Raw genomic sequence first — 19,626 nt, 5'->3', positions numbered from 1 at the left:
GAGCATCACTTCCGGTCACACCCCGAATCAAACAATCAATTGAACCAATTTATAGTGGTGATATACTATAAGGAGTAATAATTATAAAAATCATACTGGGCTAAAAAAGAAATGCCGAATAATCATAATGATAACGGAACAATAGTGATGAATACGCTTAAAACAGGGATTCTGCCCATTCTTTACATCCTGTCATTTATTTTAATCGTCATTTCTGCTCGTCTAAAAAAATGGACAAATTCCGTATTCATTCTACTTGCGCTCGTGTTTGGCCTGAGTATGAGCTTTGCCGCACAAGCCGATCCTGTCTGGCAAACCGGTACAGGCAACCAGACCAGCAACTCAGGAACCAGCGGTAATACCCAAACGGTCAGCAAACCCGCCAACATACAGGCAGGCGACCTGATCATTGTCACGCTCCATTACGAACGAACCAACCTTACCATCAACAGCAGCAATGGTTTTACCCTGATCAGACGCGAGGCTTTAGCCACCACTGACGGAACCGCCAGCCGCGCCACTGTTGCCGCTTTCTACAAAATTGCCACGGCATCCGAACCAGCCACGTACACCTTTACATCATCAGGCAACGCCACCTCCCCAGCCAACTGGCGGATCATGGCTAACCGTGTTACAGGGCACAACCCGATCCAGCCCATTGGCAACCAAAGTGGCAATAACGCCGGGACGGCAACGACAGGCACATCCAGAGCCATAACCGGCATCAATACCACTTCGCATAACGCTTTGCTGGTTTCAGCCATGTCGATGGCGTCGGGTGACATTTCCACACTCAACGTGCCTACCGGCATGACCCAGGCTTTCTCCAGCATCACCCGCACAGCAGCAGGTGTAGCTTATCAAACCATTGCCACACCGGGCGCGACCGGTAATAAAACCTGGAGCTGGACAACCGGGCGTAACAATGCTGGCCTGCTGTTTGCCATCAACAATAACCTGGACTATGGTGATGCCCCTGATACCGCAACGGGCACTGCCAGCGGCAACTATCAGACTCTTGCCACTGACAACGGCCCCCGCCACGCCATCATCCCCAATCTGATGATCGGCTCTCAGGTGGATGCCGACAATGGTACGTTGCAAAACAGTACTGCCACGAGTGATGACACGACCAATAGCCCGGATGATGAAGATGGCTTAGTCAATCCACCCATCATGCCAACAACCGCAGGCCAGACTTATTCCCTGCCGGTTTACGTCAAAAATGAAACCAATATAAAGTCTTACCTAACAGCCTATATCGACTTTAACCGTGATGGCGACTTTGTGGATGCGGGGGAGAAAGCTGATACCCAGTACGTTTACTGGAATGGCTATTTTTACCCGACCTTTACCCTGCCATCCGGCCTGACGGCAGGGACACTTTATACACGTTTGCGTCTGAGCCAAACCCTTAGCGAAGCTGATGTTCCTACGGGTGCAGCCACCAGTGGTGAAGTGGAAGACCACACACTGACAGTTTCCAGCGGAACCCTGTATGACTTTGGTGATGCACCTGCCTCGTATGGCAACGCCCGCCATACCATCAACAACAGTATCCATTTGGGTATCAACCGCCCGGATGCCGAAGCAGCCAGCCAGTATAGCTACAACGCCAGATTCGGTGATGGCGCAGACGAGGACGGTGTGCCCAGTCAGAGTGGAAACACCTCCATTCCGCTGTTCCCGATCCTGAAAATGACCGCCAGCAGCTACAGTGTCGACCTCAATGTGACCAATACCACAGCTTCGCCAGCCAACCTGCGTGGTTGGATCGACTTCGACCAGAATGGTCTGTTCGATACCGATGAAGCAGCCACCGTCAGTGTTCCCACCAGTACCAGCAACGGCACTGCCACCCTGACCTGGAACAGCATTCCCACCGACATCAAGCTGGGTACAACCTTCATCCGTCTGCGCCTGACGACCGATGCAACTGTCACTGCCAGCACCCCCAGCAACAATGCCAGCAACGGTGAAGTGGAAGACTACCCGATTGCGGTTGCCATCGACGTTCCCCCTGACAGTGCAGATGTCACCCTTGTCAAGGGCGAAACACCTGCGTGCAGCAGCACCGTGTTTACCGATAACTTCAATGATGTACCGGCAGACCAGTATTTCGGAGCCAACACCTCCGCCACCCCGTATGTCATTCGTGACTGGACGGCAACTGGCGGCGGCAGTGACAGCTATGCTCGTACCCTGACCACGGCTCTGTTTCCCACCCAAGGCACATCCATCTATTTTGGCAATGGTTTCATCCGGCGTTTTTACCCGGATGTTGGTATCGCCCCGCAATTTGACGGCAATGGCAGAATGCTGTCCCCCCCCGATGCAATTGAATTGCGTGACAATGTTGATGACACCACTCCCGGCATTAATACTAATCAAGCTGACTGGGGGCCAGAACCGGTCAAGCTGTCGCGCACCTTTGCCACAACTGCTGGGCAAAGATACCGGCTGTATTTCTCTGCCATCCCGGAAGATGCCGGTAACGATTATTATGCTTCCGGGCTAATGCGGGTCGATACGCCGAGTGGCTCGGTACACTTCAAGGCGCCGGGCGGCATGGAGGGTATCCAGAAATACCGGATCGAATTTACGGCAACAGGTACCAGTTCGACCATCAGTTTCATCAACTATGGGCATCTGGGTACGGATGGCGGCTATTGCGACCCTAACTCCGTCATTTCTGGCCCTTGGTGCAGTGTCGGTGGCATTCCGATCGACAAGAAGGGCAATGAACTGATTATTGATGATGTAACGGTGGCGCTGGCTTCCGCCTGCCCGACCAGTGCCATTGCCGGTACGGTTTATACGGACAAAAACGGCAACAATACCTTTGACAGTGCCACGGAAAACGGCCTCGGCAATATCAGCGTCAGCCTGTATGACAACAACGGCACAACCACGACCACTACCGATGACCTCAAGGTAGCCACGGTCGCCACGGCTGCCAATGGTTCCTACAGTTTCGCCAATATCAGCGCTGTACCCCGTTACCGCATCGAGGTGGATACCCGCGATACCGACCTGCCTACCAGTGCAGTTATTGGCACGACCAACCCGCTGGCAGACGTTGCGGTGACAGCAGGAAATACCCTTGCCAACCAAAACTTTGGATTTGATCTGGGCTGTGATGCCAGTGCTGGGGAGTTTGGCGGGATTGTTTTCCGCGATTACAACCAAAACGGTATCCGTGAAAGTCAGGAAGAAGGTATTGCAGGCGTGACTGTCACCGCCTATGACACTGCCAATACTGCTGTTGCCACCACCACGACCGATGCACGCGGCTGGTACAGGTTCAGCGGTCAAACCAACGGTGCGCAATACCGGCTGGAATTCACGGGCTTGCCAGCCAGTTTGTCTTCCGGTGCGCAAGGTACTGACAGTGCCACCAATGTGCGCTTTGTGACAGCCAGCAGCAGTTGTTCCACTCATTACGGAGTCAGCGACCCGGTGGAATACTGTCAGGCAACCCCTTATGTGTCTGCCAACGTGTTTGTAGGCGGCGACCCGACCGCTGCGGATGTGGGTGTTTATACCAGCGTCCACACCTTCCCGTATAACGCCACTGGCCCGGCCTATGCGGAAACACCACCCGCTTCCAGCAAGGCCAGCATCGCCCAGACCGGGGCAATCTGGGGTATGGCTTACCAGAAAAGCAGTAAAACCCTGTATGCCTCGGCGGTGATGCGCCGTTTCTCCGGGCTTGGCTCTCTGGGCACTGGCGGCATTTACAAAATCAACATGAATGACCCAACCACCAATACCGGCGCATCAGCCTATCTGGATGTCAAAACCATCGGGATCGACACCGGGGCGGATGTACGCCTGACTGACTCATGTTCCCCCAAACTGTCCACCAACCCATGGGTTGCCGCCCATGACGTGGCAGCCTGGGATGCGGTTGGCAAGGTAGGGATTGGTGACATCGACCATGATGATGCCAACAACCGTTTGTGGCTGGTCAACCTCAATGACCGTAAGCTGTATGGCATCAACAATATCAGCCCGACCACTACGCCAACCGCCGCCAATGTGCTGGGCGGTTACAGCATCAACCTGCCTTCACCGCATAGTTGCACCTCCGGCACATTCCGCCCCTGGGCTGTCAAATACCATCGTGGTTATGTATATGTCGGTGGTGTGTGTGATGCCAGCAGTGCCCCTTACACCCTGAGCAATGTCAGGGGATATGTCCTGCGCTTTGATCCTGCCAATACAGCGGCTGGTTTCAGCTACGTGAAAGATTTCCCGATTGACCAGCAACGGAACTTGTACAGCCATGATTATCCGGCGCAGTGGAACGGCTGGATTCCGCAAGCAGATGCAGTTGGCTGGCCTTACTTCCACTCCCCGATTGTCAGCAACCTCGAATTTGATACGGATGGTTCCATCATCATCGGTATCGCTGACCGTGCCGGGATGCAAAACGGCAACAACTCCTATGATGAGCCTTCCTGTGCGGATTTGGGTGTTGATTACACCAGCTCCACCGGCGATGTGCTGCGCCTGTGCAAGACTAACAGCGGCTATGCGACTGACTCAGAACCTGGCTGTACCACCGACATCCCCAGCAACAGCAAGACAATCAATGAATATTATTGGGGAGACATGGGGCCTACCGACAACTCCTGGCAAGGCATGAATGAAATCGCCTCCGGCGGCCTTGCAATGGCTCCCGGTAGCGCCACGGTACTGATGTCATCTTATGACGTCAACACATGGGGAACCAACGGGGTTGCCTGGCTCAATAACCGGACGGGGAGCGCAGACAACCGCTATTACGTCTCTGCCACAACCATGGGCAAGGCAACCGGCATGGGTGAACTGGAAATCCTGTGTGACCAAGCACCCAATGAAATCGGCAACAGGGTATGGCTGGATACTGACAAAGATGGTATTCAGGATGCAGGCGAAGCCGGTATCAACAATGTCAATGTCACCCTGACCTGCGGCACGGATTCCGCCAGCACTACCACCAATACCAGTGGCGAATACTATTTCAGCAATGTTTCCGGCGGAAATGCTACCTTCATGGGCAGCGGGGAAAGTTGCAGCCTGAGCATCAGCAGTTCCCAAGCCAGCCTGAGCGGGCATACCCTGACCACCCAGAATGCCGACAGCAAGACCGACAACAACTACCAGACTGACATCCGCGATTCGGATGCCGCCGTCAGTGGCGCAAATGCCGTGATCAGTTTCACGGTCGGCAGCGCAGGGCAAAACAACCACTCGCTCGACTTTGGCTATCAGACCAATATCAGCATGGGCAGCATTAGTGGCACGGTCTACCGTGACAGCAACCAGAACAACAGTTTTGATTCCGGCAGCGAAAGCGGTATTGCCAGCATTAGTGTCAGCCTCTATGACGAAAACTTTACCGCCAGCAACACGGCTGATGACACCCTGCTGAGCACGGTCAGTAGCGGAGCGGATGGCTCTTACAGCTTCAGCAACCTGAATCCGGCACGTTCCTACAGGATTCAGACCGATTCCACCGACAGCGATTTGCCAGCCGGAGCCAGCATCGGCACTGCCAACCCGCTGACGGGCGTTTCGGTCGCAGCGGGTGCGACCACCGGCAACCAGAACTTCGGTTTTGACCTGCTCTCCGCTGGCAGTTGCGCTGCGCCTGCCCCATCCGGCACAAATGCCTACATCAATACCGCTGTCGGCTGGACTCATGATGAAAACGACCCAGCAGGTCAGGCCGCCAACCATGCCTTGCCCGCCATCAACAAGCCGGACGAAATTGCTGCCGCCAGCAACCAGACGGCTACCGGGCTGACCACGGGTCGAATCGACTGGGGTCTGTATGCCACTACCGCCTCCGTACCAGCTACTCTTGCCGATGCCATCAGCAACAACAAATACCTGCAATACAGCTTCACCACCCAGTCCAGCCTGAGCAATACCCACATCCTGTACGGCCTTGGTCTGGTCACGCAAGGCACAACCATTGGCAGCAACCATTCGGGCAAATACAAGATCCAGGTGCAGGTTGATGACAATGCCGCCTTCAGCTCGCCACAAGTAGTCAAAACCCTGATCCAGATTGATGAAGCCAACCCGACTACCGGAGCCTCCATCAGCGAAGGGCCCTACGATTACGGGGTAGCCTATTACTACAACCACTACGACTTTGACAGCCCGCTGGAACTGGCAAGCAACACCACCTATTACGTGCGCTTTTATCTGTATGATGACACTGTATCAGGTTTCTTCGGTGGTTCTGCCAACCGGGTGGTTTTCGATAACCTGAAACTGAAAACCCACGAATGTGCTACCAGCACCAGTAACGATTTTGGCGACGCACCGGCTACCTATGGTGATGCCAGCCACACCATCGTTGCTGGTATCCATCTGGGTGACAATGCCCCCGACGGTGAAACCGCCAGCAAATACAGTTTCAATGCCCGCACTGACAATCATGATGACGGCGCACCCAGCCAGAATGCACCGGGGGCTTACATCCCACTGTTCCCGGTACTGCAACTGACTGATACCAGCTACAGCAGCAGTTTCAAAGTGACCAACAACACCGGCACAGCAGGCAAGCTGTACGGCTGGATCGACTTTGACAAGAGCGGCACGTTTGAAGAAGACGAAGCGGCTTCGGTGGATGTGCCCACTGGCTCCAGCAATGCCAGCGTCACCCTCAACTGGGCGAGCATCCCGTTTGATGTGCAACTGGGCACAACTGCCATCCGTCTGCGTCTGACCACCGATAGCAGCATTACCACCAGTACCCCGACAGGTGCTGCCAGCAATGGTGAGGTGGAAGACTATCCGATTGCCATTGCGATGGATATTCCGCCCAACAGCCCCAGCCTTGCCATTATCAGCGGTGCGACTCCGGCTGCCTGTGAAACCGTGGTGTTCCAGGACAATTTCGATGACCTGACCCCAACCGTATTCTGGGGAACCAACCGCCCCGGCAGTCAGGCCATCCGCGACTGGACGCGCTCCGGTGGCGGCAATGATACCTATGCCCATATCACCACCCCGGTCGGGCAAGGCAGCAGCGTGTACTTTGGTAACGGCGGAATCCGCCAGATCAGCCCTGCCACCCCTAGCGGTTACACCTTTGATGCCAATGGCAAACTGCTGACTACCATTGATGCCATTGCCCTGCGTGATGACATGGATGATTTCATTACCCCCGGAACCACTGCCAACGAATACGGCAGCAAGGCTGACTGGGGGCCGGAACCCGTCAGGCTGGCCAGAACATTTGCCACCACACCGGGCAAAACTTACCGGCTGTATTTCAAGGCTATCCCGGAAAATCCAGCAGGTACTTATGCTTCAGGCATCATGCGGCTGGACATGCCGGGTGGCTCCATTCACTTCAAGGCGCCTGGCAGTGCAGAAGGCACGCAAACCTACGCGGTCGAATTCACTGCATTTGATTACAACTCGACCATCACTTTTGTGAACTATGGGCATACCGAAGGTAGCAACAATGGCTACTGCGACCCGAATAGCGTTTTCAATGCCAACCCCTGGTGTACCGTCGGTGGGCGTGATGACGTCAAGGTAGGTAACGAGCTGATCATTGATGATGTGGTGCTGACTCAAGCTGCCTGTGCCACTGGCACTATCCACGGCACGGTGTATCACGATGCCAACCTGAATAACAGCCATGATGCAGGTATTGAAACGGGCATCACTGCCATCAGCGTTAAGCTGTATGACGAAAACGGTACGACCGGCAATACTGCCGACGACCGTCTGGTTTATACTGCCAGCACCTATGTACAGGGCGGTTATTACTTTACAGATGTGGATACCTCCAACACCTACCGGATTGAAGTGAATACGGCAGACCCTGACCTGCCTGCCCACATGCTATTGGGTACTGCCAACCCACTGACCGGTGTTACCGTCACTGCCAACACCATACTGTACAATCAGGATTTCGGTTTCGACCTGCTCACCCCCAGCAATATCGCTGGTACGGTTTACCTCGACAACAACACCAACGATGTATTCGACACCGGAGTTGACTACGGCCTCGGCAGTATCAAGGTATCCCTCTACAACGATAACGGTACTGCCGGAAATACCGCCGATGACACCTTGTTGGGCAATACCAGTACTGCCATCAACGGTGCATACCGTTTTGACAGCCTCGACCACACCCTCACTTACCGGGTTGCCGTCGACACCACCGATACGGATATTCCAGCGGGCGCAACCATTGGCACAACCAACCCAGTTACCGGGGTTGCCGTGCCTGCCAATACCACCGTCACCAAAAACTTTGGTTTTGACCAGGCCAGTAACGGTATTACCGGCAAGGTGTTCCTTGACTACAACCTCAACGGGCAACTAGACAGCAATAGTGCCATGAGCAACTTTGCCAACAATACCAGCATCAAACTGGCGTTTGACAAAGGCATTGCCGGAGCACAGATCAAGGCGGAATGCGTGGGAGCCAGTGGCAAGCTCAGCTTCGGCCCTGTCACCAGCGACGTAAACGGGCAATATTATCTGGCAACACCGGGAGCAGTGGCTGGCAATTACAACTGCGTGCTGCAAATGAGCAGTATTCCGGCAGGCTATAGCGTGGCTACCCAGTCCGGCTCCGGCAATCAGGTACTGACACAGGTTGTCAGCCCAACCGCCGTCAATACTTATTTCGCCTTGCAGGAAGAAACCAGCTATTGCCAAAACAACCCGGACATGGCAACCAACCGCTTTGCCTACGGGCAACAGACACCCAATCCGCCGTTTGCGGGCAACAATGATGTACCCAACATTTTTGCATTCCCCTATAACAGCGGTACAACGGGCTTGCCCAACACTAACCCACCGGGATACAACCAGCCACTGGAAACTGATGCTGCTTTCAGGGATTTAGCACTCGCCAATCAGGTAGGCAGCGTGTTCGGCCTTGGCTGGCATCCGGCTTCCGACAGTCTGTTTGCATCCGCTTACATGAAGGCATGGACAGGCTTCGGCTCCGGCGGAACGGGTGGCATTTACCGGGTCGACATGAGCAATCCAGCCAGCCCGACCACCAGTCTGTACGCCAACCTGAACCAGATCTTCCCGGCTACACCACCTACAGCAGGCTCTGACCCTTACCTGACAGGCGTATTCTCGGCTGGCAACCCCGGTTATGTACAGATTGCTGATGGTAGCGGCAGTGACCCGGACGGTTCCTATGTCGCTTCCGGCAACGCCACCCGCGACAATCAGGATGGGCAAATAAACGATGCCGTTGGCAAGACAGCGTTCGGCGACCTGGATGTATCGGCTGACGGCAAATCCCTGTTCGCGGTCAACATGGCGAACAACAAACTGTATATCCTGCCCATCAGGACTGCCCCGCTAAGCGCTGCGGATGCCGGTCTGATCAGCAGCTACAACATTCCGTTTGCCAGCAATTGCAAAACAGGCGGAACCAAACGTACCTTTGGTTTGGGTGAATACCAGGGCGGTTTGTATGTTGCCACCCAGTGTGGTGCTGAATATGGCTTGCCGTGGGAAGTGCCGGAACATTCTGTTTTCCGCTTTGATCTGGGCAGCAAGACGTTCTCAACAACGCCTAGCCTGGTGTATTCACGCCCCAGTGAAGACACTTACAGCATCAACTTTTCAACGATTACTGACCTTGTATTTGATCCGGCCGGAAACATGACACTGACTTTCCGTGAAACCCTGCCGTCACCTTATGGGCCGTCGGTTGATGGTGGCAAGGGAACTGGCTATAGCGTCATTCGTCGTGCTTGTGTGCTGAATAAGGCAACATTTACCTGGGAACGGGAAAACAATGGTTCCTGCGGCGGTGTCACCACGGCAGGCAAAGACAACGGCTATGGTACTGGACCCAGCTACGGCACATTCTTCCATCAGGAATACCCGGCAGACCACGGGCCATCCCTGCGTTCTGCCAGCTACGGTGGTGCGGCACAAATTCCGGGTTTCATGGAAGCGGCTTATACCATTGCCGAGCCATTCGAGTTCTACAGCGTAGGGATTTCCTGGGTAGATACCGGTCTTGGCAACCCGGCAACGGCTGGGCAGCGTAACCGTGCCTACAGTTTCTACAAGGGAACTGGCGCGTTTGAATACCCGGACAACCGCCCGGTCAATGGCAAGAATGCCGCAATTGGTGATCTTGAAATCCTGTGTGACACACCGTCCCTCGAAATCGGCAACCGCGTTTGGCAGGACAGCGATAGTGATGGAGTACAGGATGCAGGTGAGCCTCCTGTAGCAGGTGTCAAGGTGGAACTGTTTGCGAACGGGGCAAATCTGGCTTCTGCCACCCCACTGGCAACTGCCCTTACCGATGCCAACGGTTATTATGCCTTCTCCAGCGACATGCGCGGTTATCCAGCCACGGGCAACAATGCGCCTAACGATACGGCTGGGGCAAACGGTGGATTTAATGCTGCTGATATTCAGGGCGGTCGAGCTAGCACTGCCAGCCACAAATATGGCTTGCTGTCACTGACACCGAATACCCAGTATCAGGTTGTGATCCGCAATGTAGGCGGTGCAAGCAAGCAGGCGGCACTTGGCAGCATGACCCTGACTACCGCAGCACAAGGAACCGACCCAGAACTCGACTCGGATGCAGGTGTTGTGGGTGATCATGCGGTTGCCAATGTTTCCATGCTGGGCTACGGCAACCATTACCATGCAGTGGATTTTGGGTTTAAAGCGGGAGCTATCCTTCCTGATTACGGTGATGCGCCAGCAACCTATGGCACACCTTCCCATACCATAGTCTCCGGCATCCGCCTGGGAGCAACTGCGCCTGATGGCGAAGCGGCGGCACAACCCAGTACTGGTGCAAATCTCGACGACACCACCGGCACGGATGACGAAGACGGCATTACCCTACCCACACTGACCGCAGGGCAAACAGCTACCATCACCGCTACCGTAGCGGGTGCAGGCGGCTACCTGCAAGGCTGGATGGACTGGAACGGTGACGGCGACTTTGCCGATACCGGGGAACAGGTTGCTACCAACATCCAAGACAATGCGGGTAGCGACACCAACACCACGGCTGGAACAATCGCCTTCAATGTGGCAGTTCCAGCAGGTGCAGTAACGACCCAAACCTATGCCCGCTTCCGCTGGTCAAGCACTAGCGGGTTGAACAGTACTGCTGCTGCCAGTGATGGTGAGGTAGAAGACTATGCGCTAAGCATTGCAGCAGCAACCTGTCTGGCATTGCCCGTGACGACGGTCGGCCATGCCACTGTGTTGGCAAACAATGAATTCCAGCTAACCCCTGCTGTCAATTCACAAATCGGTGCCATCTGGGGAACAAAACGGGTCAATCTTGCCCAGCCTTTTGATTACACTGCGAGAGCCTTTTTAGGATCAAAAGACGGTGCAGATGGCATGACATTCACCCTGCAAAATACCAGTGCCACTGCCCTAGGTTCATCAGGCCGTGGTTTGGCATCTGGAGATGGCTCGGGTGGCGGTGGCATATCTCCTTCACTGGTGGTTGAACTGGATACCCACTACAACTATGACGACGGCTGGAATGATCCCCTCGATGATCACATGGCGATTTACCTGCATGGGAATGGGCGGCACAACGGCGCAGCTACCAGCTTGATCAGCCCTGTTGTTCTGGGTGAGCTGGAAGACAATGCTTATCATCTGTTCCGTGTCGTTTGGAATCCGGCTACCACAACCCTTCAGGTTTACGTTGACGGAATACTGCGAGCTACCAAAGTCGTGAATCTGGTCAGTGAATTAGGTACATCAACACCTTACTGGGGTTATACAGCTTCAACCGGTGGCCTGAACAACCGCCATGCCATCTGTAACCTGAGTGATCCAAGCATATCTTCGGCTTCGTATGATCAGTCGGACGCCCCGGCAACCTATGGCACACCATCCCACCAGATTTTAACGGGCTTTCGTCTGGGGGCCGCAGTCGATGCCGATACGGCAGCCATGCCGAATGTTAGCGCAACAGGTGATGACACCACCGGCGTGGACGATGAGGACGGTGTGACATTGCCTACTCTGACTCAGGGGCAAACCGCTAGCATCACGGCTACCGTAGCGGGTGCAGGCGGCTACCTGCAAGGCTGGATCGACTGGAATGGAGATGGCGACTTTGCCGATGCAGGGGAACAGGTTGCGACCAATATCCAAGACAATCTGGTGGGTGACACCAACAATACGGCTGGAACAATCGCCTTCAATGTGGCAGTTCCAGCAGGTGCAGTAACGACCCAAACCTATGCCCGCTTCCGCTGGTCAAGCACTAGCGGGTTGAACAGTACGGCTGCTGCCAATGATGGAGAGGTGGAAGATTACGCATTGACCATTGCTTCTTCGATGGCTTATGGCCTGTCAGGCAAGGTATTTGAAGACGTTAACTACGGCGGCGGTGCAGGTCGACCACTCAGCACTGCGGGTGCTGCCGGTGTTCTGGGCGTGCGGGTCGAACTCTACAACTCGACCGGCAGTTTTGTCAGCAGCACCACAACGGCTGATGGCGGCCCTTACAGCTTTGCCAACCTTGCCAATGGCACTTACTACGTGCGGGTGGTCAACGACACCATCCGTTCGACCCGTGCCGGTTCCGATGCAAGCGAGCGCAGCATCCAGACCTTCCGCAGTGACGGCACAAGCGCTGTCACCAATGAAGTCGGTGGACGCAAACCTGCATTGGTCGATGCAGCCGCCAATACCACTAACCAGACCCTCAACACCAGCACTTTCGTTCTGTCTGGCGGTGGTCAGGCACAGTCGGTACAGCCGGTTACGGTGTCCGGCAGCAATATCACGGGCGCTGATTTCGGCTTCAACTTCAGCACCGTCATCAACATCAATGACAGTGGGCAAGGCTCCTTGCGTCAGGCCATCCTCAACGCCAACCTGCTGGCTAACAGCATGACGCAGCCAGGCAGCAATTACGGCGTGAATACAGCACTGAACAAGGAAGTGCTGGTCTTCAATATCCCTGCCAGCGGCGACCCACAAGGGCGAGCGGATATTTGCAGCGGTACAACCTGTAACATTACCGTCAACAGTAAACTGCCGGACATTACTGCCCCGCTGATCATCGACGGTGCAACCCAGCCCGGCTACACCGCAGGCACGCCGGGTATGCCCCGTATCCGCATTGCCCCGACAACGGGTCTGGATGCCATCGGCATTTCCATCGCCTACACCGCCACTGACAGCACGGTACGCGGCTTGTCCATCACCGGTTTCCGTACCAGCAACATGAACCGTGCCATCAACGTGGCGGCTGCCCGCACCGTAGTGGAATCCAACTACCTTGGGGTGAAACCGGATGGTACTGCCGATGCCAACAGTCAGGGCATCATGCTGGAGTATGCTGATACCGCCACTACCGTTATCGGTGGCAGCACCGCCGCAAAACGCAACATCATTTCCGGCAATCTGCGCTGGGGTATTGCCTACGACACAGGGGCAACGGCGGGCACAATCCAGAACAACTTCATCGGTACGAATGTTGCCGGTACGGCGGCACTAGGCAACCAGTTTGGCGGTATCGACCTGGAGGGAGCCAACGACACCCTCGTACTGGATAACGTCATTGCAGGCAACGCAGGCGATGGCCTCCAGATTGGCTACACCAATGGCACAATACTTACCAGCGGCTACACCATCCGGGGCAACCGTATTGGGGTCGGCATCAACGGCGAAGCTATTGGCAATACCGGCCCCGGCATCATGAACTATGGCGGCTCCAGCAACCACCAGATGGGTGGCACTGCCGCCGGTCAGGCCAACATCATTGCCAACAACATCGGCGGAGGCATCAAACTGGCGGCCAACAGTGCTGGCGTAAACAACGTCATCAGTGGCAACAGTTTCTACGCCAACGGCAATCTGGGGATTGACCTCGGCAACAATGGCGTTACCGTCAACGATGCCAATGATGCTGATGCGGGTGCAAACAACCTGCTCAACTTCCCGCTGATTGCCGACCTCAGTATTGCCAGCGGCAACCTGACCGTGAAAGGTTGCGCCCCCAGCGGTGCGACGGTGGAACTGTTCGAGGCGGATGTCAGCGCAGGTGGCAAAGCCGCACCGGGTGACAACAAGGTTGGCAAGAGCAAGGATTACGGCGAAGGTCAAACTTACCTTGCCAGCTTCGTGGAAGGCGGGGCATCCGACACTGATACCGCCAACTGCACACTGGCAACCGATGCTGACGGCAACAACCAGACCGGCATGAAAGCCTTCAGTGTAACCATCCCTGCCCCTGTTGCCTTCGTTGCCGGTGATACCATGACCGCAACCGCAACGTTGGCAGGCACTGGTACATCGGAATTCTCACCCGTATTCCTCTACGATGCGACCTGCAAACTGATTGTCACCACCACGGCTGACACAGACAGTGCCGCCAATAATTCCGGCTCGCTGCGTGACGCCATCGAATGTGCCAACAGCACACCGGGAGTGGATAGCATCACCTTCAACATGCCCAATACCGAAACCGGTTTCATCAACCCTGACGGCGTGGCAAACAATGGTAACGAATACTGGCGCATTAGCCTCAACAGCCAGTTGCCCAGTATCACCGAAGGTGTGAGCATCGACGGACGTACCCAGACCAGCAACAAGGGCAACACCAACAGCGGCAACGTTGCGGCGGCGGCTACAGTTGGGACAGACAATATTGCCCTGGCGGTGGTGACAGCTCCCGAAATTGAAATTGTCGGGCAATGGTTCGGGGCTGGTTTCGACATCAAGGCCAGCAACGTCAGTATCTATGGGCTGGGAATGCGCCTGTTTGATACCGACATCCGCATGGATCAGGCCAATACCACCGGCATCCTGCTGAACGAGCTGGCACTTGGGGTCAACCCCGTCAACGGTGGCGATCCTGGTGCAGGCCAGCGCTCCAACCAGCACATTGCGGTAAATGCTTCCGGGGTCGGTTTTGTGCTGACCAACAGTCTGCTTGGTTTCAATGACAACAAGCGGGGTATTGTCACGGGTCAGTACAACAATGTATCCGATGTCAGTGCCACCATCAGCGGCAACCACTTCATCGGCGTGGGCATGACCGGCAACACCGAAAATGCTGCGATTGAAATCCTGCGCACCCAGAACCCCAGTGTGACCATTTCCGGCAACCGGTTTGTCGGGCGCGGTAGTGCGACTGCTACTGACCTTGCGGTGGAATTCAATGATTATGGTGGCGGCAACACCACCTGCGTCACCTGTCGGGTGGAAAACAATACCATCAGTGGCTTCCATGATGGGGTTGGCTACTTCACCGATGCCAGCCTGACCGGACTGGTGGTTAGCAAAAACCGTATTTACAGCAATACCGAATTCGCCGTATTCCTCGGTAATGTCCAGAATGCCAGCGTAACGCAGAACTACCTGCACGATAACGGCAAGAGCGGCGTGCTGATCAACAAAGACCCTGCGAAAGGCAACGTCATTAGCCAGAACAGCATCTACCATAACGGTGAAGTGGGTATCAATCTGGCAGGAGGCAATCAGGTCGATCCAGGCGGTGTGACCCTGAACGATGCCAATGACGCGGACAGCGGGCCAAATGGCTTGCTCAACATGCCAGTCATCAACCAGGTGATTGTCGGTGCAAGCAACCTGACTGTGCGTGGCTGTGCCCCAGCCGCAGCGGTGGTGGAACTGTTTGAAGCCGATGTCAGCCCCGGTGGTGCAGCAACAGCCGGTGACAACACCTTTGCCCTCAGTCGTGATTACGGTGAGGGCCAGCGCTATCTGACCAGTGTGGCGGAAAACAGTGCCGCCGACATTGATGCAGGCAACTGTGCCCTGCCAGCATTCGACGGCATGAACAACACTGGCATGAAAGCCTTCCAGTTCACCCTACCACTGCCTTCCGGCATTGTGGTGGGTGACAAGCTGACTGCCACTGCCACCGTGGCAGCCAGTGGTACATCGGAATTTGGCCCGGTGATGACCAGCGAAGGCCCTCCGCCCAATATTGGCGGTGGTAGCTGTACTGCCTCGGGTGGTACTGACATCCTGTTCATCGTCGACAACTCCGGCTCAATCACACCTGCGGAATACGCCGACTTTGCCAGCACCATCCAGACAGTTGGGACACAATTGCTGACTGACAACCCGCAGAACCGGATTGGTATTGCCCATTTCGGTGGACCAACCGACTCACTGGTGAGTGGCGGGCAGTACGTTTACTTTGAGCGCGATTTCTCCAGTGTCGCCATGACCGCACCGGTACGCCAGTTTGGTACAGGTGGCGCTTACAATGTCGACTGGTGGGCGGATCATCTGGCTGGCGCAGTGCAGCAAATCCGTTATGCGCTTGATAGCAATGCCAGCACCAGTTCCACCTATATCGTCAGCCCTGTCAGGGAAATGAGCCGCAATGCTTCCACACCGTTGCAAATCGTGTTGATGACTGACGCTGTTCGCTACGGCGACTGGGTTCCCAGCGACATTTCCATGCTGATTGACCCGGCTGGATCAGGTGCAGAACCGGATGATGGCTCGGATTTCACCATTTACAACCAGTTGAAGTCTGCGGGCATCTCTTTCTCCGTAGTCAGCTTCAACCCAACCCCGGCAGATATTGCGGCATCGGCTGCGATTGCCTCCACCGGAGGCACGTACAACGGCAGTATTGATGCCAACCCGCAAGATCCGCAGGGTTCTCAAACCACACCACGCCGTTTCATCTCGGTCACTTCCGGCTTCCAGTTGACAGCCGCCCAGGTCAATGAACTGGTGGAAGGAACTGCCATTTGTACCAGCAGCATTTCCGGGCTGGTGTTTGAAGACCCGAACTATGGCGGCTTGCGTGATGCGGGTGGCGTATTGATACCGCGCCCTGCCAGCAGTGCCGGAACCAAAGGTATTGCCAATGCCACCGTCGAGATTTACGCCAGCAATGGCAGCTTCGTCGACAGTACCAGTACGGATACCAACGGCATCTACAAACTGCCTAGCCTCACCGATGGCAAATATTATGTGCGGGTCGTGAGTGATTCCGTCAGCTCCAGCCGTGCAGGTGGTAATGGCAGTGAACTGCCGGTACAGACCTACCCAACCGTGGGTGGCGTCAAACCATCGGTCGCGGATGCGGGCATCAATGCTGGTGGTGCATCCAGCCTGACCGTTTCACCCAGCAAGACGTTTGTGTTCACTGGCGGCACGCTGACTGGTCAACAAGCACAGTCCGTACAGGAAATTACCCTGAGCGGCAGCAGCATCAACAATGTCGACTTTGGCTTCAATTTCAGTAGTGTGGTCAACACCAACGACAACGGGCAAGGCTCCTTGCGCCAGTTCCTGCTCAATGCCAACCTGCTGGGGGATGATAATGCCCTGACACAGGAAGGCCGCAGCCTAGGCAAGGAACACGCTATCCTGATACTGCCAACCAGTGACCCGCGTTATGCCAGTGGTGTGTGGACAATCCTGCTGAATACTTCCTTGCCCAACATCGACAAACCAATGATTCTGGACGGCAGCACCCAATCCGGCTTCAACCCCGCAACCGGTGTGCCCGTGGTCAAGCTGGATGGCAACAACCTTGCCGGTAATGGCCTGAGCCTGGTAGCTGGCAGCACGGGCAGCAGCATCCGCAGCCTTGCCATTACCCGTTTTGGCGGCGATGGCATCAACCTGCAAGGCAATACCACTGGCAATGCCATCCTTGGCAATAGCATCCATACCAACGGTGGTCTGGGGATTGATCTGGTGGGTGGCACAGAAAATGTCCACGGTGTCACTGCCAACGCCAGTAATGACACAGGCCCCAACAACCTGCTGAACTACCCTGAGTTCAAGACCATGGGTATCACTGACGGCACCAAAATCATTACGTATGACTTTGATCTGGATGTACCTGTAGGCACTTACCGGCTGGAATTCTTCAAGAATGACAGTGCAGATGCCAGTGGTCACGGCGAGGGCCAGATTTATCTGGGTGGGCGCGATATTGAAGTCAGTGCTACCGGCAAACAGAACTACAAGGGTTCTTTCAATGCCAACCAGTTACTGGCGGGCAATGACAAGGTTTCAGCAACCCTGACCCGCAAAGTGGGCGCTGACTTCACCGATACCTCCGAATTTGCAGGTACGGCAACCGGCACAACCACCACAGTATGTAAGGACTGGATCACCAATCCGAGTCTGGCTCCGGCTGATTTCAACATTGCTGAAAACAGCAGTATTGTGGCGTTCATTACCGCCAAGGATGCCAGTGGCAATACCATCAACTATGCCCTCAAGGGAGCTGATGGCAAATACTTCGCCATTACTGCCAGCAGCCCAACCACACCGGAATGCAAAACCGTCAAGATGATTGATCCGAATGTCATTATCACCAAGTCTGCCAGTGCCGATGGGGAAGCAGGAGTGCGGGCTGTACCGCCGGGCTACTTGCCGCCGCCGGGCAACTTTGAATCACCCGCAGATGCGAATAAAGATAATGTCTACGAAGTACAGGTGGTGGCAACCTATGCAGACGGCACGCAAGTAACCCGTGACCTGACAGTCCGGGTACTGAATGAAAATGAAGCGCCCGTCATTATTTCTGCCCCGGCGGTTTCCTTCGTGGAAGATAGTGTTGCCAATGTGCTGGATATTACATCACAGGATCAGGATGCCGGGACAAGTGAAGGCAATGGCTTGAGTTACCGTATCAGTGGCGGTACAGATGCCTCTTTCTTTGCGGTGACATCCACAGCGGGCATCCTGACTTTCCGTGCTATCCCTGACTACGATGCACCGATGGACAGTAATCGTGACAATATCTATGAAGTAGAAGTCACCGTGACAGACACGGGCGGCCTCAGCAACAGCAAACTGTTTACAGTTACTGTCACCAATAACACAGCAGATGACGGCATCCTGCTGCAAACCCGTGCCTTCCTGCAAGGTGCGTATGATGGCGGCAGCCAGATGATGGCGGCTGACCTGAATGCCCTAGGCTTATTACCTGCCAAACAGCCCTATGGTCTTGCGCCGTTCAAATATACAGGTACGGAAACGTTCAGTGACATGCTCAAGGAAACCACGGGTAACAATGCCCCGGTTGACTGGATGCTGGTCGAGTTACGTAGCAGCCTGAGCCAGGTTGTTGCCAGCCGCGCCGTCATTGTCCAGCGTGACGGTGATCTGGTGGATGCTCAAACTGGCTCGCCAGACCTGCATTTTGCCAAGGTCGCCGCAGGTAATTATTATGTGGTTATCCGTCACCGCAACCATCTGGATGTGATCACCGCCAGCCCGGTCAGTCTGGTAAACACTGCCAGAATGGTGGACTTCACCCTGTCTGCAACAGCAGTCAAGGCGGAACATGCACGGGTGACGGCAGGCAAGCTGGCACTGATGTGGGCAGGCGACATCAATGGTAGCCAGACCCTGACAGCCAGCGGCCCTGGCAATGATGCCAATACATTGTTGAGTACCATCCTCTCGGCAGCAGAAAATCCGCAAGCCCATACCAACTATGTGCTGCACGGTTATCTACCTACTGACATCAACATGGATGGCAAGACCCTGTTTAGTGGCCCAAACAACGATGCAAGCCTGCTGGTTGGCAATATCCTGCTACATCCCCTGAATACCGGGTATGCATCCAACTATATTGTCAAAGGTGGTTTGTCCCCCTGAGGGGCACTC

General features: G+C 55.1%; 1 protein-coding gene. It reads left to right on the top strand.

The window, feature by feature from the left end; translation table 11 throughout:
• Window positions 1–147 precede the first annotated feature (147 nt).
• Entirely contained in the window at window positions 148–19,617 is a 19,470-nt protein-coding gene (locus B2U47_RS12715; RefSeq protein WP_296683891.1) for an SdrD B-like domain-containing protein, read from the top strand.
• Window positions 19,618–19,626: the final 9 nt, after the last annotated feature.

The organism is Thiothrix sp. UBA5583 (genome assembly GCA_002425225.1).
Classification (GTDB): domain Bacteria; phylum Pseudomonadota; class Gammaproteobacteria; order Thiotrichales; family Thiotrichaceae; genus Thiothrix; species Thiothrix moscowensis.
Note: the sequence above shows the minus strand (reverse complement) of the source record. Positions and strands in the feature narration are given on the sequence as shown.